Source organism: Microcoleus sp. PH2017_05_CCC_O_A (assembly GCF_020738785.1).
Lineage (GTDB): Bacteria > Cyanobacteriota > Cyanobacteriia > Cyanobacteriales > Microcoleaceae > Microcoleus.
Map to the genome: position 1 here is coordinate 41,732 of NZ_JAEQCB010000006.1, position 24,370 is coordinate 66,101.

Genomic DNA, 24,370 nt, shown 5'->3' on the forward strand with positions numbered 1-24,370 from the left:
TCGCAGTAAAGTGTCGCCAGTCAGATACACTAATGGCGATCGCCCTCAAAACCATTTGATGCTATGTGGCACAAAATTGCAGCACACATCTCCCAAGCAACCGGAGACACATTTTCAATAGACAACCGCCGTTCAGTCAGCGGTGGCTGCATCAACCAAGGCTATGCTATCAACAGCAGTACCCGCACTTATTTCGCCAAAATCAATCAAGCTTCCCAAGTCGCCATGTTTGAAACTGAGGCGCTGGGTTTGCAGCAAATGGCCCAAACTCAGACTATTCGCCTTCCTCAACCGATTTGCTGGGGAACTGAGGGCAATTCTGCTTATATTGTATTGGAATGGCTGGATTTGCGAAGTGGCGGGAGCGAGATAGCCTGGGCCCAAATGGGACGCAAACTGGCTCAAATGCACAAATACACCCCCCCCAGCCCCCCCTTGCTAAGGGGGGGAGAAGAGGTTGATTATGCCCTTTTGAGGGGATGTTTTGGTTGGAGTGTTAATAATGCGATCGGCTCAACTCCTCAAATTAATAACTGGACTGCTGATTGGGCAGAATTTTGGGCAGAACATCGGATTGGTTATCAGTTACAGTTGGCTAGGCGTCGTGGTGGAAATTTCAGTCGAGGGGAAACTTTGCTAGCAGCTATTCCCAAGTTATTGGAGGGTTACAAACCTCAACCTTCCTTAGTTCATGGGGATTTGTGGGGAGGAAATGCCTCGGTAACTGCTGCGGGGGAACCAGTAATTTTTGACCCCGCGACTTATTGGGGCGACAGAGAAGTCGATATTGCGATGACGGAACTTTTCGGCGGTTTTTCCCCAGCATTTTATCGGGGTTATAATGAAGTTTGGTTGCTAGATTCAGGCTATGAAAAGCGCAAAAAGCTTTACAACTTATATCATATTTTGAATCACTTTAATTTGTTTGGTGGGAGTTACGAGTCGCAGGCAAATCAAATGATCAATAAAATTTTGGGTTAAGATTTCAATATTAATTGGATTAGAGGGGATCACAAATGAAGTTTTGGCACTGTTGTACCAAACTGGGATTTATAGTTTTGTTTTTGAGCAGCATCCGGGCTGAGAATGCTTTAGCTGCTTTACCCTTACAGGTGGGAGTCTATCACGGCGGCGGTTCTCGATACATTCAGATTGCTGAAAAACAAAATAGAATCTGCTTCAAAGGCTTTTCTTCTAACGGAGTTACTGTGGCTTCCGTTACGGCGGATACTAAACGGGAAAACTTCTACAAAATTAACAAATTTGAGGGTGGATTTTTGTTGCAGCAAGATAAAGATACTCTGTTATTTGGCCCGGTAAATGAGTCAAGTAAGTATGTAGCAGATTATGGTTTTCCTAGAAATTTAGATAATGATTTGCAGGAGTGTCTTAATTCCCAGAAGCCATTCTTTAAACAAAAATCAGGCGGCAGAGGTTCTCGCTAAAATTATTAATTGCTGTGGCTGTCATCACGAGTTACAGGCAAGTCAAATGATTAATAGAATTTTGGGTTAAACTATTAATGAGTTTTTCTATGATAAGCTGTTCTACATTTAAATTGTGGATTAAAAATCAATAAAGATATTGTGGAATGGGCTTCTAGCCCGTTCCGAGCATCCTATTTAAATGCTGCCCCAGCTTAGAAGCGCTCTAATATTGAAATTGACTCAATTCAATATCGGGACACGACATTGCCGTGTCCCTACCAGTCAAGTTACTTACTTTTGTTTAGCCGCCGCTTTCTTCTTCGCTTCCTTCTCGGATTTCTTGGCAGCTTTCTCAGCTTCAAGTTTGGCGAACTTGGCTAGTTCTTTCTCTTCAGTTATTTTGTCCAGATAGTAATGGTAATCTCCCAGATAAGTCCGAAACTCGCCGTCGCGAACTTCTACTATTTTGTTAGCGACTTGAGAGATAAAATAGCGATCGTGCGAAACGATAATTACAGTGCCGTCGTAATTCTTAATCGCCTCTTCCATCATCTCCTTCGCGGGAATGTCGAGGTGATTTGTCGGTTCGTCCAAAATTAGCAAGTTCACAGGTTCCAGCAGCATTTTTGCCAAAGCCAGACGGGCTTTTTCTCCACCGCTTAAAGCGCCAACGTGTTTGAATACTGTTTCACCGTTAAACAAGAACCGCCCCAACAAAGTCCGAACTTCTTCATTTTTCCAGTCGGGTACTTCGTCGTGAATGGTTTGCATCACGCTTTTATTCAAATCTAAGGCTTCTGCTTGATTCTGTTCAAAGTAACCGGGGATGACGTTGTGGCCTCCCATTTTTACCGTACCTTCGGTGGGCGTTTCTAAACCCATGATCAGGCGCAGCAATGTAGATTTTCCGGCACCGTTGGGGCCGAGAAAGGCTATGCGATCGCCTCTTTCAATTAATAAGTCTGCTCCCAAAAATAGGATTTTCTCGCCGTAGGTGTGTACTAAGTTTTCAATTATGGCTACTTCGCGGCCGCTGCGGGGTGCGGGGGGAAACCGGAAATGCAAGGTTTTTAAGCCGCCGGTGGGGGCTTCGATGCGTTCGATTTTGTCTAACTGTTTCTCGCGACTTTTGGCTTGGGTGCTGCGTGTGGCGCTGGCGCGGAATTTTTCAACGAATGCTTGCTGTTTTTCTAGTTCTTTTTGCTGGCTTTCGTAGGCGCTGAGTTGGGCTTCGCGCGCTTCTGCTTTTTGCAGGAGGTAGGATGAGTAGTTGCCGAGGTAGGTGCTGGAAACGCCACGTTCGGTTTCGACTATTTGGGTGCAGAGTCGATCGAGAAATTCGCGGTCATGGGATACGATTACCATTGGGGTTGTCAGCCCTTTGAGGTAAACTTCCAGCCATTCGATCGTTTCTAAGTCGAGGTGGTTGGTAGGTTCGTCTAACAGCAGGATATCGGGTTTTTGGAGGAGAATTTTACCTAAACTCATCCGCATTTGCCAGCCGCCGCTGAAAGCGCTGACTAGCCGATCGCCATCTTCTTGTTCAAATCCGATTTCTGGTAAAATTTTCTCGATTTGGGCTTCTAATCCGTAGCCGTTTAAGCCTTCAAATTGTCTTTGTAGCCGATCCATTTTGTGGATCAGTTGGTCAAGATTTTCTGGGCAGGAGTTTTCCAAGTCTCGATGGACTTGCATTAGGGATTCGTGGACTTCGTTGGCTTCGCTGAAGGCGCGCCAAAATTCCTCCTTGACGGTGCGGGTGGGGTCGATTTCAAATTCTTGGGAGAGGTAGGCGATGTGGAGGCTGGCGGGGCGAATGACTTCGCCTGAGGTGGGTTCCATTTCGCCGGCGATGATTTTGAGTTGGGTGGATTTGCCGGCACCGTTGACGCCTACTAAGCCGATGCGATCGCCCGGTTTGACTTCCCAGGTGACATCTTTGAGTACGACGCCTGTGGGGTAAATTTTACTGATGTGTTCGAGTCGCAGCATTGTTGTGGGGGCTGGGGAAGGGGAGGTTTAGCGGCGGATGGGATGCCGGCGCTGAGGTCGAGTTAATCTTAACAAATTTTAATTATATTTAGTCATTGGCAAGATTTGGGTTTGGGCGGGCGATCGCCAAGAAACCGGGTTTGTGCGAAAAATTGCCGGTTGTCAACTGGATATTTAGGAAGAAACCCGGTTTCTGACATCGATGCGGGATAGGGCGATCGGGTCGTTTATGTGTGGCAGGGTTGACTGCAAACCCGCTATTCTGATTCAAGAGAGATGAATGGGATGGGAGCAAAAACAATGACCATCGAGCAAGCTGTATTAGAAAATTTACGCCAATTGCAGCCAGAGCAACAGCAAGAAGTCCTAAACTTCGTGCAATTTCTCAGGCAAAAGTCCGATCGGAAACAACCTCGGCGCAGCTTGTACGGATTGTGGAGCGATTTGAATATTGAAATTACAGCGGCCGATCTTGCCGAAGCCCGTGAAGAAATGTGGGGTAATTTTCCGAGGGAATTTCCTTTATGAGCGCAGTTTTGGTAGATACCCATGCAATTGTTTGGTATTTCTTGAAATCGGGGAATTTATCTGCCACTGCTTTGGCAGCAATCGAGCAGGCTGAGTCGGTTTATGTGGCTTCGATTTCAGTTGTAGAAATCATTTACTTGAACGAAAAAAGAAGGTTGCCAGCAGTGGCTTGAGAGCGGTTAATTCAAGCCTTAGCTGATATTAATACTGGATGGTTGGTGGTGCCACTCTCCATAGAAATTGCTCAGGCAATTGCCCAAATTCCACGAAATGTTGTGCCAGATATGCCCGATCGCATTATTACTGCTACTGCTTTTTATTTGAATCTGCCATTGGTTAGCTGTGATTCTAAGATTCAGGCAGCCAACATTCAGACGATTTGGTAAATTAGGATTTGGTGCGGCGATCGCACTTGTCAGGAGGTTGAGTGTGATCGATCGGGCGATCGGGCTGTTTCAGATTGAATTTCTCGAATAATGGTTGAGACTTGTTCTTCTGAATCTAGATGTCGTGCTAAAACTTGGGCTGTTGCTTCTAGGAGGCGATCGCTAAACAATTTTGTTAAATCTTGCCGCAAACCTTGCCCAATGTAAAATTTTAGCACAACTGACAGAGGCATATCTCGATGCAGTGCTACTTTGTTTAGGGATTCTAAGGTATCTGTTGGGATTTCGATCGGTACAGTTGTTGTTGGGCGCGATCGGACTTTTAATGTCAGTTCTTCTTCAACGTTGTTCATATAATTTAGTTATGGCAGAGGAAATAGTACAATGGATAGCTTAAATAATTATCGCAAACTTGTTAAGCAGCTCCTGACTGAATACGCTGAGATTCCCGTTTTTGACAGCGGGACGCAAAACGCAACAATTTTTGATGTGGAAAATGACCGCTATATGTTAATCAATATAGGTTGGTTTAACGAGCAGCGAATTCACCATTGCGTGATTCATATTGATATTATTGACTCTCAGGTGTGGATTCAAGCAAATAATACCGATCGCCTGATTGCTGAGGAGTTAGTTGCAGCGGGAATTCATCCCAAATCTATCGTTTTGGGGCTTCAACCGCCTGATGTTAGACCTCATACTGCTTATGGAGTTCCTTGTAGTGAGCAGCAGCGAGAATCCTTGAAAGTATCATGGAGTGGAATGGATTTGAATTGTAGGGCGATTCCCTACGGGATAGCTTCGCACGCGCGTACTTCAAAAACCTTTAAAGCAGGCGATCGCACCTCCCATCGCCTTCAGCAAATTCCATTAAAATTGAGTAAAATAAGACAGCCCTCATCCCCACAAAACCTAACTCACCATGCAAACCTCAACATTTGATAGTATTTTAGACGAGATCGAAACATTGTCTATAGACGAACAAACTGCTTTACTTGTGATCATGCGGAAAACAAGACTATCAATCTGGAAAGGTGTTTCGAGGTACGGTTAATGAAGCGATCGCGGAGCTAAACCGTTGAAACTTATCACCTTTGCTCAATCATTTAAACGTGCCTACAAAGCCTTCATCCGCAAACACCCGGAACTACAGCCCAAAGTTGAAGCTATTTTAAAACTTTTGGCAGAAAACTCTTTCGAGCCATCACTGCAAACACACAAACTCAAAGGTCAGTTAGCGGGATCTTGGGCTTGTTCTGTGGAGTATGACTGTCGGATTGTATTTAATTTTGTTGAGAATCCAGAGTCAGGAGATGAGGAAATTCTCTTGCTTGATATTGGCAGCCATGATGAGGTGTATTGAAAATGCTGGCTTATGCGATCGGCTTTTTATATCTGCTTTTTTAATAGGGAGGAAAGGGCGATTGATCGATCGCGCTTTTTCTTATTTGTTAAGGGCGATCGCACTTCAAGAACTTTTAAAGCAGGCGATGGGAGAAGGTTGTAAAAAGGTGGGGTGATGAAGTGCGATCGCTTTTAGGAGTGAAAGGGCGATCGTCACTCAATCCCATGTTCTATACAAGTGTGTAAACAAGTTTATGTGACCAGGATTTTGACTACAGAGCAATACCGCAAATTGAAAGCCTATACAAGATGTTTAGTAAGACAGAATCATTCAGTGCCTCATTTTTCGTAAACGAACCATGTCCTTCCTCCCAGTAATAAGCTGTAGGAAGATGTCCATAGGGAGCCTGGGTTGCAAAAGTAAGATCATTATATTGTTTTGTATATTGACCCAGGTTGTCAGGATCGTACCATCCTATGCGTTTTATGAATTCCTCTCTTAATTCAATTTTCTCTTTAAGTGCCTGAGAGTCAGTTCCTTTTCCTCTTTTTTTTAAAGACATAAGGGATAGTGCATCCTCCCCTAGTTCTGATATAATTCTTTTTTGTACACTAAATCCAAAGCGACCATTGCTATATTTAAGCCAAAGTCGATCAATAGTACAAAGATCAGTACAAGGGAAGTAGTCGGCACTTTGGCAACTGACACGGTGATTATCCACCGTAGCATACTTATATTCTCCAGATTGGATTTTTCTCTCTACTGTTGCATTTCCTACATTGAGCATCATCTTGCCGGTTTCTTGATCGGCTTCTCTCCATTTGCCTTCTGCTAGTAGGTCACGAAGGCGTGTGTAGCTATAGTGAGTAGAGATGCTGCTCTCAAGTGATACTTCAAGATTTGAATAATCAACTTGAAGACTTGAATAATCAACTTGACTGGCTTTAGTCCTACTTGATGCCTTACTAGATTGATTGGTGCTTGATGCCTGTGACATCACGAAGTAGATAACTACAGCCAACACAATTAAAATCAAAATCCACATTGATAGTTATCCTTTGGTAAGTGTAGCGGGGGATTGTAACTCAATCCCCCTTATGGTTGTTTCTACTGGTAAAAATCAATTAAAATTAGTTTATCCGCCATAATTACCGCTACCATAGCCAGTTTCTTTGGATATCTCTAGCATGATCGATTGATTGGATTTTACTTTTTGTATTTCCCTTTCTACTCTCTCTTTTTCTTCCTGGTCTGCTATTCCGATTTGCTCGTGAAATTGAGATACAATTGTCACATTCGGAATATCAGCAACCTGTGATGGCGATAAAATTCCTTGAGCTAGAGCCAAAAAACTCATAATATTCCGAATTTTTTCCGCTAGATCGTATGGTAAACTCACTTTTGTCAACTCCTCTGCTAGGGTAATTTGTAAACATGAACGCTAGCCAGCTCCTGGCATTAAAGTATTCTAATGAGTCAACTTCAGCTTTGTCAGTGAGAAAAAGTGACAAAAAGTGACAAAAAGTAAGGACTTTCCCCAAATCGCCCTAAAATCTTCTCTCAGGTAGATGCCGCTAGAGTTAAACTCTTCTAAATCACCCCTCTGACAACCCAACTTCCTTGGCCTACGACAACACCTGCAAATATCTAGCCGAAAAATTCCCCGCCGCCTTCGTCCGCTGGCTGCTACCAATTGACGAACCCACCAACATTCAGGTACTCAAAACCGAACTCATCCAAGAACCAATCCGCGCAGATTCTCTCGTCTTCCTCCAAACCGATCGCCAAATCCTACATCTGGAATTTGAAACCCGACCCTACTCCGACCCGCCGATCGCCTTCAGAATGCTAGACTACTACGTCAGGCTCAAACGGCAATACTCTTGTTCCATCAATCAAGTAGTAATTTTTTGTTTTTGTATCCGAGTACACAGACGCGAACACCCGACACGGCTATCGAGTGCTTCGCCTCTGGGAACAAGACCCCGCTTTACTGCTGTCCGTCCCCGGCTTACTCCCACTGGCGACACTATCCCAAACCAACTCGCCGCGAACTTTGTTAGAGCAAATCGCTACTCAGATTGCTACAATAGAAGAAGCTACCCAACAAGCAGATTTACTCGCTTGTACCCAAGTGCTCGCAGGTTTGAGATTTGAAAAAGACTTAATCAGACAACTATTTAGGAAGGAAACTATGCGCGGTTCTGTGATTTACCAAGAAATTCGCGAAGATGGCCTCCTTGAAGGAAGACAACTAGGCCTCCTTGAAGGAAGGAAAGATGAGGCGCTGTCGTTGCTCACTCGCCTGTTGATTCGACGGATTGGTCCGATCGCACCTGAAACAACCGAGCAAATTCAGACTTTATCCGTAGAAGAATTAGAGGATTTAGGAGAGGCGCTGCTCGATTTTTCAGAAGCCTCAGATTTAACCAATTGGTTGAATGAACATCAGCCTTAATTGCTAAGATATAGCCTCTTATATTAATTTAATGGATCGTTGCACATATTCCGATCCCCCTAAATCCCCCTTAGTAAGAGGGGGACTTTGAACGCACTCTTGTCCCCCCCCTTAAGAAGGGGGGTTAGGGGGGATAAAATTCTATGCAGCCTCACAAAAAATTGGTATTATATTAATTTAATGGGTCGTTGCACATATCTCGATCCCCCTAAATCCCCCTTAAGAAGGGGGACTTTGAGAAGAGTCTTGTCCCCCCCTTGTTAAGGGGGGCTAGGGGGGATCGGATTCTATGCAGCATCATAAAAAAATGGTATTATTGTCAAAACTTCACCAGATATATACTCCAAGGAAACTTAAGCCATGACCGTTGATGAAGCAATCGCGATCGCAGAAACCCTCCTTGATGGCGAAGGCTTAAACGACGTGCAAGAGCTCATCTTCAGACAATGCTGGGAAGGCAGACATTCCTACGAAGAAATTTCTCAACTTTCTCAATATAATGATGAATACATCAAAGCGCTGGCGGCTAAACTCTGGAAACAACTCTCAGAGGCTTTTGATGAAAAAGTAAAAAAAAATAATTTACGCTCTGTTTTTAAGCGGTACTGGCGACGAAATCAAGTGATATTACATCGAACTCAAGTAATTGGAGTTAATCTCAGCGGTGCTAACTTAAGCGGAGCGAGACTATCATTCGCAAACTTAAGTGAATCTGATTCGTCAGCAGATTTACACGGTGCAATTCTATCTGATTATCATACAGTATCAGATGAAATTATTAAGTCTGAAAACCCGCATAACCAGGGAGTTTTGTCAAGCACAAAAGAACGGATTTATCACTGGAATGATTTGCGCTTTCACTGTGAAGAACAAGTAAAAATAGCCGAAGCGCTCGATCGCACTTCCGTCCTCTTCTTCCCCAACTCCAAAGCCCGCCTCACCACACCCTCCGGCCGACAAAACCAAGAACCAGATTTCCTCATATTTCACCAAGGCAAATGGGGTATTCTGGAAATATCGCATCCCGACACAGAAAAAGATGAAACGCGCGATCGGCTGTTTGCATCTCACGGTATCAGCATCATCCACTATTGCGACGCTAACAGATGTACAGAAGAACCCGATCGCATTGTCCAAGAGTTTTTAGATTTATTGAGTCAGGGATAGGGCGATCGCATTTAGTTAAGGCGTATTCCTGTATCGAGCGGCGATCGAAAACATCTTATGGGAGCCTTAAACTTCTTCATCAAGATTAGACAAAATATCTTCCAAATCCCTAGCACCATGCAAAACACGGAGAACCTCCACCCGATCGTCTTGAATCCGGTAAAAAATTAGATAATCTTGAAAATCCTTAATTCGCCACTGACGAATCTCCCCCATCCGAGAAGAGATTAATCGCACGACTTTTCCCATTCCCGGTATCGTCGCTAATTGGGCAAAAGAGGCTTCGGCTAACTCCAGAAATCGCTCCGCAGCACGAGCATTTCCATTGACCAGAATATAGTTTGCCTGTTGTCTGAGATCCTGTGTGGCACGATTTTTGACAATTAATCGATCGCTCATACTGGTTGTGAATCGCCACCCAAAAGAGATGCCCGCAAATTCTGCCAGTACGCAGCCGTAACGGGTTCTCCATCCGAGTCTAAACCCTCTTGCAGTAAACCTTCTAGTTTGGCTTGTGCGTGTTTTCGCTGGCGATCTTGCTGCACCAAATCTAGAAAATACTCTACCGCACTGGCATAAGCCCCTGTCTGAATTTGAGCGTCAATATAGATTTGCAGCTCTTCTGGTATGGCAAGAATAACGTTCATCTAAACACAACTCCTAGTTTACAGATAAATTTGCCTCATATTCATTCTCCAGCAGCCTCAGCCGACGCAGCGAATCTATCCGCTACAGCTTTGCCAATTAGCGCCACCTGACTTAGAGGCAAAAACTGAATTTTTTTGACAATATCGTTAATTTCTGGTGGTTGCGAGACTGGATTGCCATCCAAAAAGCTGAGAAACTCTTCCAGAGTATAGCCTGCTCTGGCAGCGAGCTTACCCAAGTTTTCAGTATCGGGAACCGTATCGCCCCTTTCCCAAAGCTGAACAGCGGTAGCAGAAACGCCCAAAAGCTTGCCAAACGCTCGTTGACTCATTGTTCCACGAGCAGTTTTGATGATTTCACTAAGTTTTTGTCTATTTTGGATGTTCACAACTGAAAAGCTATGCGATCGTACCTACCAGTCTACTTACAAACTGATACATCAACTATATTTCCCAGAAGACTCAGCAGCAGCAGCGAGCCTATCCATCACGGCTCTACCAATCACCGCCAACTCACTAATCGGCATACACTGAATTTTCTTCAGCAGCTCATTGGTATTGACCGGTTCCTGCACCGGCTTACCTTCGAGATGAGCCATAAGCTCTTCCATCGTAAAGCCTGCTCTTGTAGCAATCTGAGTCAAATTTTTCGTATCTGGAAGTACCTGCCCCTTTTCCCAATACAAGACAGAAGCAGCAGAAACTCCCAACAGCTTGCCAAAAGAAGTCAGGCTCATCGAGCCCCGCGCTAACTTAACAACCTCACTCAGTTTTTTCTTAGCTTCTGCGTCCACGGTATCAGCCACGAGATAACCACAATTCCTAGTTTACTTGTGTACCAACAAATTTGTCTGTCTTGCTTGACAGGAGAAGATTTAACAGATAGTATTTTAAGTAGATTGAAAGCTTTAATTTTAATTAAAACAGATTTGGGAGAAATACAAATGACCAAGAGACGCAATCTAAAAACTCACAAGCCCAGCCGCACCCGTCAAAGCCTTACAGCCTCCGGTTGGCTAAAACCTCAGTGCTGGCAAATCTCCAAAATAGAAGCAGCCGAAGCTCTGAGAATGCCCGTCAACCGCATAGTCAAAGTCTACCCCAAACAACATCAAGTAATAGTCGTTTACCTGAACAAGAAAGGACAAAAATGCAGTTCCTTTTTCAGCTACCGACTATTTGCCAGATGGCAGCAAGAGACGATCGCCACAATTGCCAGTTGTCGAAACCAGCAAACTCTCGCACCCCTAGAAATCATCGTACAGTACGACCTCGAACATTTCAAGTATCCAGTGGCGATCGCCGATGCAATTTGGGAAGCCCTACTCAACCACATCCGTCAAGTCATCAGGGAACAAAGGCTCAGCAAACAATGCGCCTAAGTTCCCCATCAACCAATTAATTAGAAGTAGAAGCAGCCAACTCGACCAAACGTTCCTGCTGATCCTGAGAAATACAAGTCTGAATAATCTCCTCAATATCCCCTTCCAAAACACTATTGAGCGAAAAATTCTCCCCCAAACGGTGGTCGGTAGCCCGGTTATCCTTATAGTTGTACGTGCGAATTTTTTCCGATCGCGAACCAGTACCAACCTGAGCCAAACGCCGCGACTTCACCTCATCCTGCTGCTCCCGCAACTTCATATCATAGAGCTTAGCCCGCAAAATCTGCATCGCCCGCTCCTTATTCTGCAACTGACTGCGCTCCTCAGTACAGAAAATCCGAATCCCCGTCGGCTTGTGAAACAAATCCGCAGCAGTTTCAACCTTGTTCACGTTTTGGCCGCCAGCACCGCCCGATCGAGCCGTACTCATCTCAATATCCTTCGGATCGATATGAATCTCCACCTCATCCACCTCCGGCATCACCGCCACCGTCGCCGTCGAAGTATGCACCCGGCCACCAGCTTCAGTCACCGGCACTCGCTGCACCCGGTGCACTCCAGCCTCAAACTTCAGCTTGCTATAAACGCTATCCCCCGTGATTTCCAGAATCACCTCTTTAAAACCACCCATGTCCGCCAGTGACTCGCTCACCAACTTCACCTGCCAGCCTTCAGTTTGAGCGTAGCGCGAATACAGCCGCAGCAAATCACCCGCCCAAATACTAGCCTCATCTCCGCCAGTACCCGCCCGAATTTCCAGCATAATATTCTTGTCATCGTTCGGATCGCGCGGTAGCAGCAACACCTTCAAACGACTTTCCAAACTCTCCAGCTTCGACTCAAGTTCCTCAACTTCCATCCCGGCCATAAGCTGCATTTCTCGATCGCTCGCAGCTTCCTTAAGAACTTGCCGCGCGCCCACCAAATCTTCCTGAGTAGTTTTCCACAGGTCAAAAGTATCGACCACTTCCTCCAAGGACGATCGAGCTTTTGCCACCCGCTGAAACTCATAATTATCCCTAGCCACATCCGGGTCAGCCATGCGGCGAGTCAACTCATGAAAAGTTTGCTCCACCGACTTCAATTTATCCAGCAAATAAGATTCAGCCATGTCAAATGTCCTCCGTCAATCGATTTTAGATTTTAGATTTTAGATTTTAGATATTGAAGAGAAGTTGGGATAGAATCGCGATCTTTCCTCAGCGGAAGGGCCGTAGCAACTCTTCAGTCTAAGCTCTCCAATCCGAGGGCGGATAGATTTTAGATTTTAGATTTTAGAATTGAAGAGAAGTTGGGATAGAATCGCGATCTTTCCTCAGCGGAAGGGCCGTAGCAATCTCAAATCTCAAATCCAAAATCCGAGAGCAGTCAGTTACCAGTAGAAAAAAACTACTTCCAACCGACTGCGGACAAATGACAATCCGGCTACTTCTTCTTTTTGCCTTTAGCAGCAGCCTTAGCAGCATCTGCTTTCGGGTCTTCCATTTTCAGCGGCCCCGACATAGCATCTGCCTTCGGCATTTCTACTTCCGTCATGCCGTATTTCCGCATAAAGCGTTCCACACGACCTTCAGTATCAATAATCTTCTGAGTGCCAGTATAAAAAGGATGATTTCCCGACCAGACATCAACTTGAAGCTTTGGTCTAGTCGAACCAACAGTCATCACAAGTTCGCCGTTGCAATAAACCTGAGCTTCGGGATACCACTCAGGGTGAATGCCTTCTTTCGCCATTTTTTTTACTCTCTAATTTTTGACTTTACAACCATTTTAGCCGTCATCGGACTTGTACGCCAACAACAGCCGTAATTTTGCCCTATCTGCTTTGAAAACCAGAATCAGGAATCTGAAAAAAACCTTGAAAAAAGGAGGATGGAATCTAGAAAATTTTTCTTTCTTCCCTCTTCCCTCTTCCTTGCTCTTAGCAAATATTCAGGGTTTAAAACCTCCACTCCAGGAAGCCGAATTGTTTTGAGAACTACGCTAGGGCTTAGCGGAGAGTTAAATCCCAGTATTAAAAAGCTCAACTGTCAACTGTCAACTGTCAACTGTCAACTGTCAACTGTTTAACGTTTCGAGTATTGAGGAGCCTTGCGAGCTTTCCGCAAACCGTACTTTTTACGTTCTTTAGCCCGCGGGTCGCGAGTCAAATAGCCCTCAATCTTCAGAGGTTTCCGGTTGTCCGGGTCTAACTGACAAAGTGCTCTAGCGACACCCAAACGAATCGAGTCAGCTTGACCTGTCAGGCCGCCGCCTTCGACTTTCACCAAAATGTCGTACTCATTTTCTAGACCCAAAGTTTCCAAAGGAGCCTTAGCGAGTGCCAAATAAGTGGGGTTGAATTGCAGGTACAAATCTCCCTCTTTACCATTGACAGTCAGTACGCCTGTGCCGGGAACCAAACGTACCCGCGCTACGGAACACTTGCGGCGGCCTGTACCCCAGTACACAGCGCGGCCGGTATCTGTTGCTTGCATTACTCATTTCCTCCCGGAATCGTGTGAACAATTAATTCTTCTGGTTGTTGAGCTGCGTGCGGGTGGTTAGGGCCAGCGTACACTTTCAACTTAGTAAACAGTTGTCTGCCCAGAGATGTGTGAGGCAGCATTCCCCGAATCGCTTCTTCGACAATTCTTTCGGGCAAACGTGCTTGCAATTTGGCAAAAGTTTCTGTTTTCATGCCGCCCGGTCTGCCAGAGTGGCGGCGGTAGATTTTTTGGGTGCGTTTTTTGCCAGTAACAGCGATTTTGTCAGCATTGATGACAATTACGAAATCGCCGGTATCCATGGAAGGAGTGTAAGTGGGTTTGTGTTTGCCCCGGAGGTGCATGGCAACTTCTGTTGCCAGACGGCCCAGGCGCTGGTCGGCGGCATCGACCACGTACCACTTGTGCTCTAGGGAGTCTTTAGTAGGGACGTAAGTTTTGTTCATTGTTAGTTGTCAGTTGTTATTTGTTAATTGTTATTTGTTAGTTGTCAGTTGTTATTTGTTAGTTGTTATTTGTTAGTTGTTGCCAATAACTAATAACCAATAACTAATAACTAATAACTAATAACCAATAACTAATTTGGGCTGAGTGTCGTACCAAACATCGGTGGGAAAGGGAAAGTCCTGATAGCCAACCCGCAACAGGCATAAACCTTGAGCGGGAGCGGCGTATTTTACCATTTCTCGGCGTTCGTTGACCCAGATATCAGTGAAATTGTCGATCGCCCTTTCCCCCCGACCCACCTGCACCAGCAACCCCACCAGCAGCCGCATCATCCCGTACAGAAACCCGCTCGCCTGAACCTCAATATAGATAAGAGGCCCAGAACGGTGACACTCTGCCGCTTGTACGTCCACCCAAGAATGGGGGCGAGCAGACCCTGCCCGGTGGAAAGCAGCCAAGTGATGGCGCCCGATTAGCGGTGTCAAAGCTGCCTGAATCAAAGATTCGTCCACAGGTGCGTGATAGCAGTGCCAAGCATAAGGACGCACAAACAGATTAGGAATCGGGTCTGTATAAAGGGTGTAGCGATAGCGCCGCCAACTGGCTGAGAACCGAGCGTGCCAGGTAGGTTCCACCTTTGCCGAAGCTCGAATTAAAATATCTTTTGCCAGTCGAGAGTTGAGAACGCTTGCCCAGCGGTGAGCCGGAATTGGGCCATCAGCATCAAAATGGGCTACTTGAGCAGCGGCGTGAACTCCCGCATCAGTTCTCCCGGCCGCGTACAGCGTTACCGGGCGTTCCAGCACATTCGATATTGTTGTTTCAATTTCTTCTTGTACTGTACGCTGGTTCGGCTGTCGCTGCCAACCGTGAAAGTCAGTGCCGAGGTATTGGATTACCAAAGCAATGCGTTGTGTCGATCGGGCATTTTCGATTGGGGATTTTGGATTGTCAGTCATAAATCAAAAATCTCCCACCCAAAATTGCATTAAACCAGTTCAACGATCGCCATTTCGGAATTGTCTCCTTGGCGGGGGACAGTTCGCACTACGCGGGTGTAGCCCCCGTTGCGCGAGCCGTACCGTTCTTGGGCAGCCTCAAACAAGGCGTGTACTAACTGTTTGTCATAGATATAGCCCATAGCTTGCCGGCGAGCGGCCAAGGAGCCATCTTTGGCCAAGGTAATCATTCTGTCCGCTTCTGGACGCAGCGCTTTGGCGCGGGCGAGAGTGGTAGTGATTTTACCGTGGCGGATTAATTCGGTGGTCAGCGAGCGCAACATGGCGCGGCGCTGGTCAGCCGGTTTGTTTAGTTGGGGGACGCGACAGCGGTGACGCATAGCAGTTGGTAATTGGTAATTGGTAATTGGGCGCGGGGATAGACAGTCTGCGAACTCGGGGGTGAATTCTTCTTGGTTCTGAAGAACTCACGCACTGAAAATGCAGAACTTTTTTACCCGTTACCCGTTGATTAACTTTTAGCTGATTTTTCCTGTGGCAAAGTAATGCCCAAGCGTTTTTGTAAAGCTTCAATCACTTCTTCTGCGGACTTCTGCCCGAAGTTCTTAATCTCGAGCAAGTCTTCTTGGGTATAATCCAATAAGTCTGCAACTGAGTTGATCTGAGCCCGCTTGAGACAGTTGTAAGCCCGGACTGACAACTGCAATTCTTCGATCGGAATTTGGCTCGTAGGATCGGCCTCACCTGGATACTCGGGTTTGAGAGAATCTTGGGTGATGTCTTTGAGAGGTGCAAATAAATCTACCAGGATGTGTGCAGATTGACTCAGAGCTTCTTGAGGAGTCACGCTGCCATCAGTCCAGATTTCCATAACCAGCCGGTCTTTCTCAGAACTGCCACCGAGCCGAGCATCTTCCACGCTGTAGTTGACTCTGCGAATCGGCATAAAGATGGCGTCAATTTGGAGAAAATCCAAAGCCGACCCATCATCGCGACTGCGGTCTACTGCTCGATATCCGATGCCTTTTTCAATTCTGAATTCCATTTCCAGAACAGATCCCGGTGAGAGAGTCGCAATGTACTGCGATTTATCGATCAATTCCACCTCAGAGGGCAAATCGAATCGATCGGCAGTAACTGTAACTGGCCCCTCAATCCGCAACCTACCGATTTGTGGCTGCTGGGAATGAGTTTTTAGAACAACCTCTTTCATGTTCAGGAGAATTTCCAGAACGTCCTCACGTACCCCTTCGATCGTGGCAAACTCGTGATTGACGCCCGCGATGCGGACTGAAGTTACTGCTGTTCCTTCCAAATTTGACAGCAGAACTCGCCGGAGCGCATTCCCAACAGTTGTTCCCTGACCGCGATCGAGCGGTTCTAGAACAAATTTTCCGTACTGACTGCGGTCTTTGTCAGTGTTAGACTCTATACATTCAATTTGAAACTGCGCCACGGAGTGACCTCCCTTTTCCACTTTGGATTTTTGATTTTGGATTTTAGATTGCAGAGCATACCCCTGAACGGATTTCGGATTTTGGATGGACGGGGCAACAGTTAGAACCATTAGTTTTTGACTTTAAGCAGTTAGCCAATATCCAAAATCTAAAATCTAAAATCTCAAATCGTTTTAGACTCTACGCCGCTTGGGAGGGCGACAGCCGTTGTGAGGAATTGGGGTAACATCTCTAATCAGGGTAATTTCCAGTCCCGCCCCTTGCAAGGCCCGAATTGCAGTTTCTCGACCTGCTCCCGGCCCGCTTACCATTACTTCTATTTGGCGCATTCCCTGGTCATTGGCTCTGCGGGCTGCACTTTCTGCTGCTGTTTGAGCTGCAAAGGGAGTACCCTTTTTAGCTCCTTTGAAACCGCTGGAACCTGCTGATGCCCAGGATATTACTTCGCCATTTAGGTCGGTAATAGTCACAATCGTATTGTTAAAGGTAGACTGGATGTAGCCTACCCCATTCGGTACGTTACGCTTCTGCTTTTTTGCACCAGATTTCTTGCCTGTTTGTTGTCGTGGCGGCATATTAGTCTCTTTATCGTTTTCATTGAATTACTCTCCCCAAAGGCGGGGAAACAGTCAGCAGGAACATAAATTTCCTGCAAACTGCTGTTATTTCTTGGACGGTGCTTTTTTCTTGCCCGCCACTGTACGGCGGACGCCGCGACGGGTTCTGGCGTTGGTACGGGTTCGTTGACCCCGCACCGGCAGACCCAAACGGTGACGCCGACCGCGGTAAGTCCCGATATCCATCAGGCGCTTGATGTTCATTGACTCCCAGCGCCGGAGGTCTCCTTCGATTTGGTAGGTGCTTTCTACATGAGCCCGTAGAGTAGTCACGTCGGCCTCTGTTAAATCCTTGACGCGAGTGTCAGGATTTACGCCTGTTGCAGCGATAATTTTTTGGGCCCGCGACAGACCTATTCCGTAAATGTATGTCAGACCTATTTCGACGCGCTTATCGCGTGGAAGGTCTACACCGGCAATCCGTGCCACACTTTTTGTCTCCCTAGTTTTCCTATTTGGCTACAATATTGAATTAGGCAGCACCTGCGTGCATTGCCCAGCCCAATTTTCCCGTTTTCTAACCTTGGCGCTGTTTGTGTTTCGGGTTAGTACATATCACCATCACTCGACCGCGACGGCGGATGACGCGACATTTTTCACAAATTTTTTTGACAGATGCTCGAACTTTCATCTTTCTTCCTGCCTGGAGAACCCCGCTCTACCGGAGAGCACGCACGCTGGCCCGTAGAGCGGTGGGAGGAGAGGCTGGGCAAGGTGTAGGCCTCTCCTCGATTAAATTGTATAAAGTGCGGGTTGTTTTTTGAAGGAGATCGCTTGCACCCACTCCCATTGCTGGGTAAAGTTCGCTTGCGCCAGAATGTTGGCGATCGATACTTAAACGGCGTAGCAATGACTTAACCCGGTACGCCGCTGGGTTGTTGACGCCCTTCTCGGCAACACTACAAACGTAGCATTATAGCATAAATTTGAAGCTTTTTACCAAATTCTCTCTAATTAAACTTAGAATTAGTTTTTAGAAAGTTTTATCTAAGCCTATTTTTTCCGAAGGCGATAAGTAATCCTGCCTTTGGTCAAGTCGTAGGGAGTTAATTCAACTTTGACGCGATCGCCAGGCAGAATTTTGATGTAGTTGCGGCGGATCTTGCCGGAAATGTGAGCTAGCACGTTAAACCCATTATCTAGGTCAACGCGAAACATCGCATTCGGCAGTGATTCCGTCACTGTCCCTTCCATTTCAATTAAATCTTGCTTAGACAATTTGGTATTTACCTCAACTCTACATTTGATTAACTAGGAGTGTCCCAGCGTTTGCTTCAAAACCTATTTACCAAGTAAGGAGCGGCCGATTTTAGATTTTAGATTTTAGATTTACTCCACAGATGCATCAAAGGAGCAGGAACTTCGGTCTAAAATTTGGGATCTCGACGATTGTCGGTGGCTTGTATCCGTTTTGGGCGGGTTGAAGGCGAACGGGGCAATAATTCGGGTAACTCGATCGACTGCTTGACTCAATTAACCCCTTGCTTCAGCTTTACTTGAGTAAAGTTGTAGCAAGTAAAATCGAGTTCAATCCTGTTTCTAGCAACCCTCACAAAACCTGATAGCACAAAAAGCTCCTAGTTAACATATCTTAGCAAAAGCTGGTGAGTAACAAGCTGTATTGCGAGGGTTCAAGAGTCGCCAGAGAGCGCTTGTTGCAGTTCTGCGGTGACTACTTCCATATCGCGATCGCCATCAACCGCAACTAACTGTTCGCGAGCGCTATAAAACTCAATCAAAGGCTCAGTTTGCTCGCGATAAACTTGCAACCGGCGCCGGATCGTCTCCTCATTGTCATCCTGGCGGCCCCGCGACAGTAGGCGAGTCACCAAAACATTGTCAGGTACGTCCAAATTGACAGCTCGCAGATCGCAATCCTTTCCAGACTTACTTCCCTCAGTACCAACATCACACAGCAGTTTGTCAAAAAACGCTGCCTGCGCCACAGTACGGGGAAATCCGTCGAGAATCCAGCCCGCACCAGCATCTGGTTCATTCATGCGTTCTTGGACGATATCCATCAATAACTCGTCGGGAACCAACTCACCAGCATCCATGTAGGATTTAGCTTTTACACCCAAGGGAGTTTTCGCCACCACGCAGGCGCGAAGGATGTCACCCGTAGAAATGTGGGGTATTTTCCAGAGAGCGGCTAAAACCTGAGCCTGAGTTCCCTTTCCCGCCCCTGGAGGCCCCATAAAAATCAATTGCATTGCGATTACTTCACCATTCCTTCATATCGCTGGGAGATGACGTAAGTTTGAATTTGCTTGGCAGTTTCGATCGCCACACCCACTAGAATCAGTAGGGAAGTTGCACCAAACCCTCTAAAAGTTTGGACGCCGATCGCGCTTTCTACAGCCGTTGGTACAATAGCTACCAGACCGAGAAAAATCGCTCCCAAGAAAGTCAAACGGTTCAAAACCTTCTCCACATAATCGCTGGTTTTCTGACCGGGACGAATCCCAGGAATACTGGCACCCATTTTCTTCAAGTTCTGAGACATATCTACGGGGTTGACAATCAACGAAGCGTAGAAATAGCTGAAGAACAGAATCAAAGTCAGATAAAACAGCGCGTAAGCCCAAGGCGCAGGGCCGTTCGGACTCAACACATTAGCAACTTGAACCAAAAACGGCTGATTGAGAGACTGAGCAAGGAAAGAAGGCACAATCAACACCGAAGATGCAAAAATAATCGGCATCACTCCGCCTTGATTCAAGCGCAGGGGTAGATAACTGCGACTCTCCCGATAAACTTTGCGACCGACTTGGCGGCGGGCAGAAATAATCGGAATGCGGCGAGTACCTTCCTGAACAAAAACAATCCCGACAATCGTCACCAAAAAGACCAGCAGCAGAACAACTACGCGGCCGACAACTTGCGTGTCGCCACTTTGAGCCAATTCAAAAGTTTGTCCCAAAGAGCGCGGTAAAACCGACACAATGTTGATAAAAATCAACAGTGATGCTCCGTTTCCAATACCTCGCTCCGTCACCACTTCCGATATCCACATCACAAACATCGACCCTGCTGTCAGAGCCAAAGCAGTCTGGGGGATGAAAAAAGCCGATGGAGTCTGAGCAAAAGGGCTGACCCAAATCGCAATGCCAATGCTTTGCAGAATAGCCCAGCCCAAAGAAACGTAGCGAGTAATTTGAGAAATCTTGCGCCGCCCTGCTTCGCCGTCATTTTTCTGCATATCTTCTAAACTTGGCAGAGCCGCAGTTAGGAGTTGCACAATAATTGAAGCATTGATGTAGGGCAAAATCCCCAGCGCGAAAATCCCCAAAGCTGACAGCCCGCCTCCTGAAAACAAGTCCAAAAAGCCAATTAAAGGGCTATTTTGGACGTTTTGGGCAAAGGCGGCGCGATCGATGCCGGGGACTGGCAAGTGAACACCCAGGCGCACTAAAATCAATAAGCCAATGGTGACGAGGATGCGGCCCCGCAAACCAGCAGCTTGAGCCATCTGCATGAACGTCTCTTGTGCAGTTGGCGCTTTCTCTTTACTAACGTCCATAGTTACGATTTTGGATTTTAGATTTGGGATTTTCGACTAAATCATTTTCTGATAGCAAGAAGAGAGGATTTGAGATTTGGACAAACTCTCAAACCTCAAATCTTCACGCAACTACTTCGCAACTTCCGCCGGCGGCTTCAATTTTGGTGCGAGCACCTGCGGTAAAGGCCGCCGCGCGCACTTGCAGAGCCACATTCAGTTCGCCATCTCCTAAGATTTTCAGCGGCCCGTCGTCAGTAGTGACAATTTTTGCTTCGATCAAAGAGGTGAGAGTAACTTCTGTGTTTGCTGGCAGTGATGCTAATTTACTTACATTAATGGTAGTGTACTCTTTCCGGTTCACTAAAGGGAAGCTCTTCAGCTTGGGCAGGCGGCGGTAAAGAGGATTTTGACCACCTTCAAAACCGGGTCTAGTGCCGCTACCGGCTCTAGCTTTTTGACCGCGCATCCCTTTACCGGAACTCGCGCCTTGACCGGCAGAAATACCTCTACCCAAGCGACGCGGGCGTTTTGTGGAACCCGCTTTTGGTCGGGCGTCTTGCAATCTCATAGTTTTGATAGTTGGTAATTGGTAATTGGTAATTGGTAATTGGTAGTTTTGAGTTTTGAGTTTTGAGGAATGAAAGATTTTTATTCAAAACTCAATACTTAATACTCAAAACTGACAATTTCCAGTTCCCTAGTCCTTAACCGTAGAGGTTTTCTACTGGAATTCCGCGCTCTTGAGCAACTTCGGATAAGGTGCGAAGAGTGGAAAGGGCGTTGACTGCGGCTCTAGCGTTGTTTAAAGGATTTCCTGAACCTAGCTGTTTGGCTAAGATGTTGCGGACTCCTGCTAGTTCGAGAACAGTTCGCACTGCTCCCCCTGCAATTACCCCGGTTCCGGGTGCTGCTGGACGCATCATAACTTTGGCTCCGCCACCTGCACCGTTGATCGGGTGAGGGATGGAGTTTGATTTGGTGAGGGGAACTTCAATTAGGTGCTTTTTGCCGTCAGCGACGCCTTTTTTAACGGCACCGATTACGTCGCTAGCTTTGCCGACTCCCACTCCAACTTGACCGCGTTCGTTGCCGATAATGACTATGGCGCGGAAGCTGAGTTTTTTACCGCCTTTAACTACTTTGGTAACGCGACGAATCTGAACAACCCGTTCTTGCCATTCGGATTCTTTTTCGCGCCCTTTGTTGTTATTGCTTTTTTTCTTGTTGCGCTGTTCTTTTTGTTCTGCCATGTTTTGTCCTTGGGGAATTGAGGATTAGTAATTGGTAGTTGGTATAGAGAAATTAACAATTAGGAATTAAGAATTTTGTTATAGATTCTCTTTTCCTTCTTCCTTCTTCCTTCTTCCTTCTTCCTTCTTCCTTCTTGCTTCTTCCTAAAAGTCTAACCCGGCTTCGCGAGCTGCGTCGGCGAGGGCTTTAACGCGACCGTGATAGAGGTTGCCTCCGCGATCGAATACGACTTTGACTATGCCAGCGCTGGAACACCGTTTGGCAATCAACTGACCGACTTGGGTGCTGGCGTTGCAGTTGGCTCCCGAACTGAGTTCGGCTTTCAATTCTGGATCGAGGGTTGACGCAGCAGCCAAAGTGTGCTGTGCCGTGTCGTCGATTACCTGGACGTAGATGTGATTGGACGATCGAAATACCGCTAATCTGGGACGTTCGGCGGTGCCGAATACCTTGCGCCGCACGCGGCGGTGTCTGCGGTGGACTGATTCTTTGCGAGTAAGCTTCATTGTTACTTCTTACCTGTTTTGCCTGTTTTACCAGCTTTGCGCCGGACGACTTCGCCGCTGTAGCGAATGCCTTTGCCCTTGTAAACTTCGGGCGGACGCACCGCGCGGATGCGGGCTGCTGTGTTGCCTACGAGTTCTTTGTCAATACCGGAGACAATGACGTTGGTGTTGCCTTCAACTGCCATGGTGATGCCTTCTGGAGGAGGCATTTCAACGGGCTTGCTGTAACCGACGTTTAAAATCAGGTTCCGTCCTTGAACCTGTGCCCGATAACCTGTGCCGATAATTTCCAGACGACGCTGAAAGCCTTGGGATACACCTTCGACCATGTTGGCGACAAGGGTGCGACAGAGGCCGTGCAATTGTCTGGCGACGCGAGATTCGTCCCGGCGGGTAACGAGTAAAGTCTCGCCTTCCATTCCTAGGAGGATTTCGGCGGGGATTACTCGGGAAAGTTCACCTTTAGGGCCTTTGACGGCTACTTTTTGACCGTCTAGGGTGATGGTGACTTTTGTGGGGATGCTAATCGGACGCTTGCCAATTCGCGACATAGTTTTTGTCCTTTGTTTTTAGTTTTTAGTGTTTGATTATTAGTATCTAGTTATTAGTCTTTAGCGATCGACTTTTGAGTGTTTTTCCATGGTATGCGTGATTAATGACTCGTAATAAACAAGTACAATTCGCCGACACTCATGAGTGGATAATCCCCAAATCTTAGACTTTTGTTTAAGCTTGCAGATTGAATGCTGCAAGTTAATCTAAAATCTAAAATCGACTGACTAATGACTAATGACTAATGACTACCAAACATAACAAAGCACTTCACCGCCTAAACCTTGGCGTCGAGCTTCTCGATCGGTCATAATGCCGCTGGAGGTGGAGATAATGGCAATGCCAATTCCGCCTAATACTCTGGGCAGTTCTTTGCGGTTCGAGTAAACGCGCAGTCCTGGTTTGCTGACTCGCTTAAGTGCCGTGATAATGGGCTTGCGAGTTTTACCTTTGTACTTTAGAGAAAGCACTATAGTTCGCTTTACGCCTTCTGGTTCTGCTTCTTCAAATTCGCTGATAAAGCCTTCGTTTTTGAGAACTTGGGCGATGCTACGGGTCATTTTTGTAGCTGGAATTTGTGTTGTTTGGTGGCGCGCCATGCAAGAATTGCGAATGCGCGTCAACATATCTGCTATGGTATCGTTAGCTGCCATGTGAAAGATCCTTACTCTACTGCTTAGTTGTCCCGGAAGGGCATTCCCATTTCTTTGAGCAAGGCGCGTCCTTCTTCGTCGGTGTTTGCTGTGGTGATAATTGAAATGTCCATGCCTCGAATTTGATCGATGCGGTCATATTCTATTTCTGGAAAGATTAGCTGTTCTCTCAGACCCAAGCTGTAGTTGCCGCGCCCGTCAAAGCTTTTGGGACTGATGCCGCGGAAGTCGCGGATGCGTGGGAGTGCGAGGTTGATGAGCCGATCGAGAAAATCGTACATCCGATCGCCCCGCAGTGTCACCATCACGCCGACTGGTACTCCTTTGCGGATTTTGAAGCCTGCGATCGCTTTTTTCGCGCGAGTCACCACTGGTTTTTGTCCGGTGATGATGGCAATTTCATTCAGCGACGAATCCAGTGCCTTAGCATTTTGAGAAGCTTCTCCCAAACCGCGGTTAACGGTAACTTTGATAAGTTTGGGAACCTGATGGATATTAGTATATTTAAACTGATCCATCAGTGTGGGAACGATTTTACCTTGATAAAGAACTTTGAGTTTGTCCGGCATAGTTTTGGTGTTTCGTTAACTGTCCCTGGGCTT

The 24,370-nt window shown here is 46.6% G+C and carries 35 protein-coding genes and 2 pseudogenes; 10 read left to right on the forward strand and 27 right to left on the reverse strand.

The features are described 5' to 3' along the window. Positions 1 to 63 precede the first annotated feature (63 nt). Together JGK20_RS01805 and JGK20_RS01810 are read left to right on the forward strand one after the other, a co-directional pair. Complete coding sequence (locus JGK20_RS01805; RefSeq protein WP_293229095.1) at positions 64 to 981, forward strand: fructosamine kinase family protein; 918 nt, start codon at positions 64 to 66, stop codon at positions 979 to 981. Between the two features lie 35 nt (positions 982 to 1,016). After that, positions 1,017 to 1,445, forward strand: a complete 429-nt coding sequence (locus JGK20_RS01810) for a hypothetical protein (RefSeq protein ID WP_293195926.1) — start codon at positions 1,017 to 1,019, stop codon at positions 1,443 to 1,445. A 273-nt stretch (positions 1,446 to 1,718) separates the two neighbouring features. On the opposite strand, the gene JGK20_RS01815 is transcribed toward JGK20_RS01810, so the two are convergent. Continuing rightward, positions 1,719 to 3,419, reverse strand: coding sequence for an ABC-F family ATP-binding cassette domain-containing protein (locus tag JGK20_RS01815; protein ID WP_293229098.1), 1,701 nt, complete (start codon positions 3,417 to 3,419; stop codon positions 1,719 to 1,721). Between the two features lie 300 nt (positions 3,420 to 3,719). Between JGK20_RS01815 and JGK20_RS01820 the strand changes: the two genes are divergently transcribed. Continuing rightward, a complete protein-coding gene (locus JGK20_RS01820; protein WP_293229100.1) occupies positions 3,720 to 3,947 on the forward strand; it encodes a DUF2281 domain-containing protein in 228 nt (75 codons plus the stop codon). Then, positions 3,944 to 4,333: pseudogene (locus JGK20_RS34410) on the forward strand (type II toxin-antitoxin system VapC family toxin). Before JGK20_RS01820 ends, JGK20_RS34410 begins: the two are co-directional and overlap by 4 nt. A gap of 29 nt (positions 4,334 to 4,362) precedes the next feature. On the opposite strand, the gene JGK20_RS01835 reads toward JGK20_RS34410, so the two are convergent. Beyond that, positions 4,363 to 4,686: a hypothetical protein gene (locus JGK20_RS01835; RefSeq protein WP_293229108.1), complete on the reverse strand. Its 324-nt coding sequence runs from the start codon at positions 4,684 to 4,686 to the stop codon at positions 4,363 to 4,365. A 31-nt stretch (positions 4,687 to 4,717) separates the two neighbouring features. Between JGK20_RS01835 and JGK20_RS01840 the strand changes: the two genes are divergently transcribed. The 3 genes from JGK20_RS01840 (at position 4,718) to JGK20_RS01850 (ending at position 5,853) form a co-directional block, all read left to right on the forward strand. Further along, positions 4,718 to 5,275 carry a XisI protein gene (locus JGK20_RS01840; protein ID WP_293229111.1) on the forward strand — a complete coding sequence of 186 codons (558 nt, stop codon included), beginning with the start codon at positions 4,718 to 4,720 and terminating at the stop codon, positions 5,273 to 5,275. 136 nt (positions 5,276 to 5,411) lie between these two features. Further along, complete coding sequence (locus JGK20_RS01845; protein WP_293229114.1) at positions 5,412 to 5,696, forward strand: type II toxin-antitoxin system mRNA interferase toxin, RelE/StbE family; 285 nt, start codon at positions 5,412 to 5,414, stop codon at positions 5,694 to 5,696. Next, entirely contained in the window at positions 5,680 to 5,853 is a 174-nt protein-coding gene (locus JGK20_RS01850; protein WP_293229116.1) for a hypothetical protein, read from the forward strand. The genes JGK20_RS01845 and JGK20_RS01850 overlap by 17 nt, the downstream gene beginning before the upstream one ends. Before the next feature lie 96 nt (positions 5,854 to 5,949). On the opposite strand, the gene JGK20_RS01855 is transcribed toward JGK20_RS01850, so the two are convergent. Both JGK20_RS01855 and JGK20_RS01860 read right to left on the reverse strand, forming a co-directional pair. Beyond that, positions 5,950 to 6,723 carry a GUN4 domain-containing protein gene (locus JGK20_RS01855; protein WP_293229119.1) on the reverse strand — a complete coding sequence of 258 codons (774 nt, stop codon included), beginning with the start codon at positions 6,721 to 6,723 and terminating at the stop codon, positions 5,950 to 5,952. Between the two features lie 90 nt (positions 6,724 to 6,813). Continuing rightward, a complete protein-coding gene (locus tag JGK20_RS01860; RefSeq protein WP_293229122.1) occupies positions 6,814 to 7,077 on the reverse strand; it encodes a hypothetical protein in 264 nt (87 codons plus the stop codon). 221 nt (positions 7,078 to 7,298) lie between these two features. On the opposite strand from JGK20_RS01860, the pseudogene JGK20_RS01865 reads away from it, so the two are divergent. Further along, positions 7,299 to 8,136, forward strand: a pseudogene (locus tag JGK20_RS01865) (Rpn family recombination-promoting nuclease/putative transposase). Between the two features lie 360 nt (positions 8,137 to 8,496). Next, positions 8,497 to 9,303, forward strand: coding sequence for a pentapeptide repeat-containing protein (locus JGK20_RS01870; protein WP_293229125.1), 807 nt, complete (start codon positions 8,497 to 8,499; stop codon positions 9,301 to 9,303). Between the two features lie 66 nt (positions 9,304 to 9,369). Here JGK20_RS01870 and JGK20_RS01875 read toward each other — a convergent pair whose 3' ends face one another. From JGK20_RS01875 to JGK20_RS01890, 4 genes are all read right to left on the reverse strand, one after another. Further along, positions 9,370 to 9,702 (reverse strand): type II toxin-antitoxin system RelE/ParE family toxin, encoded by a 333-nt coding sequence (locus JGK20_RS01875; RefSeq protein ID WP_293175957.1) that lies wholly within the window; start codon positions 9,700 to 9,702, stop codon positions 9,370 to 9,372. Further along, on the reverse strand, positions 9,699 to 9,950 hold the full coding sequence (locus tag JGK20_RS01880; RefSeq protein WP_293175959.1) for a hypothetical protein: 252 nt from the start codon (positions 9,948 to 9,950) through the stop codon (positions 9,699 to 9,701). The genes JGK20_RS01875 and JGK20_RS01880 overlap by 4 nt, the downstream gene beginning before the upstream one ends. A 41-nt stretch (positions 9,951 to 9,991) precedes the next feature. Further along, on the reverse strand, positions 9,992 to 10,282 hold the full coding sequence (locus JGK20_RS01885; protein WP_293175961.1) for a helix-turn-helix transcriptional regulator: 291 nt from the start codon (positions 10,280 to 10,282) through the stop codon (positions 9,992 to 9,994). Positions 10,283 to 10,390: 108 nt separating this feature from the next. Further along, positions 10,391 to 10,756, reverse strand: coding sequence for a transcriptional regulator (locus JGK20_RS01890; RefSeq protein WP_293175963.1), 366 nt, complete (start codon positions 10,754 to 10,756; stop codon positions 10,391 to 10,393). A gap of 138 nt (positions 10,757 to 10,894) precedes the next feature. Between JGK20_RS01890 and JGK20_RS01895 the strand changes: the two genes are divergently transcribed. Next, the gene (locus tag JGK20_RS01895; protein WP_293229129.1) at positions 10,895 to 11,332 is read left to right on the forward strand and encodes a hypothetical protein; all 438 of its coding nucleotides are present in this window, start codon (positions 10,895 to 10,897) and stop codon (positions 11,330 to 11,332) included. Between the two features lie 16 nt (positions 11,333 to 11,348). Here JGK20_RS01895 and prfA read toward each other — a convergent pair whose 3' ends face one another. The 19 genes from prfA to rplE form a co-directional block, all read right to left on the reverse strand. Continuing rightward, the gene (gene prfA, locus JGK20_RS01900) at positions 11,349 to 12,446 is read right to left on the reverse strand and encodes a peptide chain release factor 1 (protein WP_293175967.1); all 1,098 of its coding nucleotides are present in this window, start codon (positions 12,444 to 12,446) and stop codon (positions 11,349 to 11,351) included. Between the two features lie 314 nt (positions 12,447 to 12,760). After that, complete coding sequence (gene rpmE, locus JGK20_RS01905) at positions 12,761 to 13,069, reverse strand: 50S ribosomal protein L31 (protein ID WP_293175969.1); 309 nt, start codon at positions 13,067 to 13,069, stop codon at positions 12,761 to 12,763. Positions 13,070 to 13,401: 332 nt separating this feature from the next. After that, positions 13,402 to 13,812, reverse strand: a complete 411-nt coding sequence (rpsI, locus tag JGK20_RS01910) for a 30S ribosomal protein S9 (RefSeq protein ID WP_236504525.1) — start codon at positions 13,810 to 13,812, stop codon at positions 13,402 to 13,404. Next, complete coding sequence (rplM, locus tag JGK20_RS01915) at positions 13,812 to 14,267, reverse strand: 50S ribosomal protein L13 (RefSeq protein ID WP_293189578.1); 456 nt, start codon at positions 14,265 to 14,267, stop codon at positions 13,812 to 13,814. Before rplM ends, rpsI begins: the two co-directional genes overlap by 1 nt. 117 nt (positions 14,268 to 14,384) lie before the next feature. Next, positions 14,385 to 15,227, reverse strand: a complete 843-nt coding sequence (truA, locus tag JGK20_RS01920; RefSeq protein ID WP_293175974.1) for a tRNA pseudouridine(38-40) synthase TruA — start codon at positions 15,225 to 15,227, stop codon at positions 14,385 to 14,387. 29 nt (positions 15,228 to 15,256) lie between these two features. Further along, the gene (rplQ, locus tag JGK20_RS01925) at positions 15,257 to 15,607 is read right to left on the reverse strand and encodes a 50S ribosomal protein L17 (RefSeq protein ID WP_293133831.1); all 351 of its coding nucleotides are present in this window, start codon (positions 15,605 to 15,607) and stop codon (positions 15,257 to 15,259) included. 131 nt (positions 15,608 to 15,738) lie between these two features. Further along, entirely contained in the window at positions 15,739 to 16,683 is a 945-nt protein-coding gene (locus JGK20_RS01930; RefSeq protein WP_293133983.1) for a DNA-directed RNA polymerase subunit alpha, read from the reverse strand. Positions 16,684 to 16,857: 174 nt separating this feature from the next. Then, on the reverse strand, positions 16,858 to 17,259 hold the full coding sequence (gene rpsK, locus JGK20_RS01935) for a 30S ribosomal protein S11 (protein ID WP_265233150.1): 402 nt from the start codon (positions 17,257 to 17,259) through the stop codon (positions 16,858 to 16,860). An 87-nt stretch (positions 17,260 to 17,346) separates the two neighbouring features. Beyond that, positions 17,347 to 17,730 (reverse strand): 30S ribosomal protein S13, encoded by a 384-nt coding sequence (gene rpsM / locus JGK20_RS01940; protein WP_293175976.1) that lies wholly within the window; start codon positions 17,728 to 17,730, stop codon positions 17,347 to 17,349. An 88-nt stretch (positions 17,731 to 17,818) separates the two neighbouring features. Continuing rightward, positions 17,819 to 17,932, reverse strand: a complete 114-nt coding sequence (gene rpmJ, locus JGK20_RS01945; RefSeq protein WP_015178722.1) for a 50S ribosomal protein L36 — start codon at positions 17,930 to 17,932, stop codon at positions 17,819 to 17,821. Between the two features lie 362 nt (positions 17,933 to 18,294). After that, the gene (gene infA / locus JGK20_RS01950) at positions 18,295 to 18,519 is read right to left on the reverse strand and encodes a translation initiation factor IF-1 (protein ID WP_006276978.1); all 225 of its coding nucleotides are present in this window, start codon (positions 18,517 to 18,519) and stop codon (positions 18,295 to 18,297) included. Positions 18,520 to 18,932: 413 nt separating this feature from the next. Further along, entirely contained in the window at positions 18,933 to 19,514 is a 582-nt protein-coding gene (locus JGK20_RS01955) for an adenylate kinase (protein ID WP_293175978.1), read from the reverse strand. A 5-nt stretch (positions 19,515 to 19,519) separates the two neighbouring features. Then, entirely contained in the window at positions 19,520 to 20,824 is a 1,305-nt protein-coding gene (gene secY / locus JGK20_RS01960; RefSeq protein ID WP_293175980.1) for a preprotein translocase subunit SecY, read from the reverse strand. A gap of 103 nt (positions 20,825 to 20,927) precedes the next feature. Further along, positions 20,928 to 21,374 carry a 50S ribosomal protein L15 gene (gene rplO / locus JGK20_RS01965; RefSeq protein ID WP_293133857.1) on the reverse strand — a complete coding sequence of 149 codons (447 nt, stop codon included), beginning with the start codon at positions 21,372 to 21,374 and terminating at the stop codon, positions 20,928 to 20,930. Between the two features lie 136 nt (positions 21,375 to 21,510). Then, a complete protein-coding gene (gene rpsE / locus JGK20_RS01970) occupies positions 21,511 to 22,056 on the reverse strand; it encodes a 30S ribosomal protein S5 (protein WP_293175982.1) in 546 nt (181 codons plus the stop codon). 144 nt (positions 22,057 to 22,200) lie between these two features. Continuing rightward, the gene (gene rplR, locus JGK20_RS01975; RefSeq protein ID WP_293175984.1) at positions 22,201 to 22,563 is read right to left on the reverse strand and encodes a 50S ribosomal protein L18; all 363 of its coding nucleotides are present in this window, start codon (positions 22,561 to 22,563) and stop codon (positions 22,201 to 22,203) included. Between the two features lie 2 nt (positions 22,564 to 22,565). Continuing rightward, positions 22,566 to 23,114, reverse strand: coding sequence for a 50S ribosomal protein L6 (gene rplF, locus JGK20_RS01980; protein WP_293133866.1), 549 nt, complete (start codon positions 23,112 to 23,114; stop codon positions 22,566 to 22,568). A gap of 249 nt (positions 23,115 to 23,363) precedes the next feature. Then, positions 23,364 to 23,768 carry a 30S ribosomal protein S8 gene (rpsH, locus tag JGK20_RS01985; RefSeq protein ID WP_194010353.1) on the reverse strand — a complete coding sequence of 135 codons (405 nt, stop codon included), beginning with the start codon at positions 23,766 to 23,768 and terminating at the stop codon, positions 23,364 to 23,366. A 23-nt stretch (positions 23,769 to 23,791) separates the two neighbouring features. After that, the gene (rplE, locus tag JGK20_RS01990) at positions 23,792 to 24,337 is read right to left on the reverse strand and encodes a 50S ribosomal protein L5 (protein ID WP_293150725.1); all 546 of its coding nucleotides are present in this window, start codon (positions 24,335 to 24,337) and stop codon (positions 23,792 to 23,794) included. Positions 24,338 to 24,370: the final 33 nt, after the last annotated feature.

Excerpts from the sequence above, each read along its gene's own strand:
- JGK20_RS01805 (WP_293229095.1), top strand. The coding sequence starts at position 64 with ATGTGGCACAAAATTGCAGCACACATCTCCCAAGCAACCGGAGACACA.
- JGK20_RS01810 (WP_293195926.1), top strand. The coding sequence starts at position 1,017 with ATGAAGTTTTGGCACTGTTGTACCAAACTGGGATTTATAGTTTTGTTT.
- JGK20_RS01815 (WP_293229098.1), bottom strand. The coding sequence starts at position 3,419 with ATGCTGCGACTCGAACACATCAGTAAAATTTACCCCACAGGCGTCGTA.
- JGK20_RS01820 (WP_293229100.1), top strand. The coding sequence starts at position 3,720 with ATGACCATCGAGCAAGCTGTATTAGAAAATTTACGCCAATTGCAGCCA.
- JGK20_RS01835 (WP_293229108.1), bottom strand. The coding sequence starts at position 4,686 with ATGAACAACGTTGAAGAAGAACTGACATTAAAAGTCCGATCGCGCCCA.
- JGK20_RS01840 (WP_293229111.1), top strand. The coding sequence starts at position 4,718 with ATGGATAGCTTAAATAATTATCGCAAACTTGTTAAGCAGCTCCTGACT.
- JGK20_RS01850 (WP_293229116.1), top strand. The coding sequence starts at position 5,680 with ATGATGAGGTGTATTGAAAATGCTGGCTTATGCGATCGGCTTTTTATA.
- JGK20_RS01855 (WP_293229119.1), bottom strand. The coding sequence starts at position 6,723 with ATGTGGATTTTGATTTTAATTGTGTTGGCTGTAGTTATCTACTTCGTG.
- JGK20_RS01870 (WP_293229125.1), top strand. The coding sequence starts at position 8,497 with ATGACCGTTGATGAAGCAATCGCGATCGCAGAAACCCTCCTTGATGGC.
- JGK20_RS01875 (WP_293175957.1), bottom strand. The coding sequence starts at position 9,702 with ATGAGCGATCGATTAATTGTCAAAAATCGTGCCACACAGGATCTCAGA.
- JGK20_RS01880 (WP_293175959.1), bottom strand. The coding sequence starts at position 9,950 with ATGAACGTTATTCTTGCCATACCAGAAGAGCTGCAAATCTATATTGAC.
- JGK20_RS01885 (WP_293175961.1), bottom strand. The coding sequence starts at position 10,282 with ATGAGTCAACGAGCGTTTGGCAAGCTTTTGGGCGTTTCTGCTACCGCT.
- JGK20_RS01895 (WP_293229129.1), top strand. The coding sequence starts at position 10,895 with ATGACCAAGAGACGCAATCTAAAAACTCACAAGCCCAGCCGCACCCGT.
- prfA (WP_293175967.1), bottom strand. The coding sequence starts at position 12,446 with ATGGCTGAATCTTATTTGCTGGATAAATTGAAGTCGGTGGAGCAAACT.
- rpmE (WP_293175969.1), bottom strand. The coding sequence starts at position 13,069 with ATGGCGAAAGAAGGCATTCACCCTGAGTGGTATCCCGAAGCTCAGGTT.
- rpsI (WP_236504525.1), bottom strand. The coding sequence starts at position 13,812 with ATGCAAGCAACAGATACCGGCCGCGCTGTGTACTGGGGTACAGGCCGC.
- rplM (WP_293189578.1), bottom strand. The coding sequence starts at position 14,267 with ATGAACAAAACTTACGTCCCTACTAAAGACTCCCTAGAGCACAAGTGG.
- truA (WP_293175974.1), bottom strand. The coding sequence starts at position 15,227 with ATGACTGACAATCCAAAATCCCCAATCGAAAATGCCCGATCGACACAA.
- rplQ (WP_293133831.1), bottom strand. The coding sequence starts at position 15,607 with ATGCGTCACCGCTGTCGCGTCCCCCAACTAAACAAACCGGCTGACCAG.
- rpsK (WP_265233150.1), bottom strand. The coding sequence starts at position 17,259 with ATGCCGCCACGACAACAAACAGGCAAGAAATCTGGTGCAAAAAAGCAG.
- rpmJ (WP_015178722.1), bottom strand. The coding sequence starts at position 17,932 with ATGAAAGTTCGAGCATCTGTCAAAAAAATTTGTGAAAAATGTCGCGTC.
- JGK20_RS01955 (WP_293175978.1), bottom strand. The coding sequence starts at position 19,514 with ATGCAATTGATTTTTATGGGGCCTCCAGGGGCGGGAAAGGGAACTCAG.
- secY (WP_293175980.1), bottom strand. The coding sequence starts at position 20,824 with ATGGACGTTAGTAAAGAGAAAGCGCCAACTGCACAAGAGACGTTCATG.
- rplO (WP_293133857.1), bottom strand. The coding sequence starts at position 21,374 with ATGAGATTGCAAGACGCCCGACCAAAAGCGGGTTCCACAAAACGCCCG.
- rpsE (WP_293175982.1), bottom strand. The coding sequence starts at position 22,056 with ATGGCAGAACAAAAAGAACAGCGCAACAAGAAAAAAAGCAATAACAAC.
- rplR (WP_293175984.1), bottom strand. The coding sequence starts at position 22,563 with ATGAAGCTTACTCGCAAAGAATCAGTCCACCGCAGACACCGCCGCGTG.
- rplF (WP_293133866.1), bottom strand. The coding sequence starts at position 23,114 with ATGTCGCGAATTGGCAAGCGTCCGATTAGCATCCCCACAAAAGTCACC.
- rpsH (WP_194010353.1), bottom strand. The coding sequence starts at position 23,768 with ATGGCAGCTAACGATACCATAGCAGATATGTTGACGCGCATTCGCAAT.
- rplE (WP_293150725.1), bottom strand. The coding sequence starts at position 24,337 with ATGCCGGACAAACTCAAAGTTCTTTATCAAGGTAAAATCGTTCCCACA.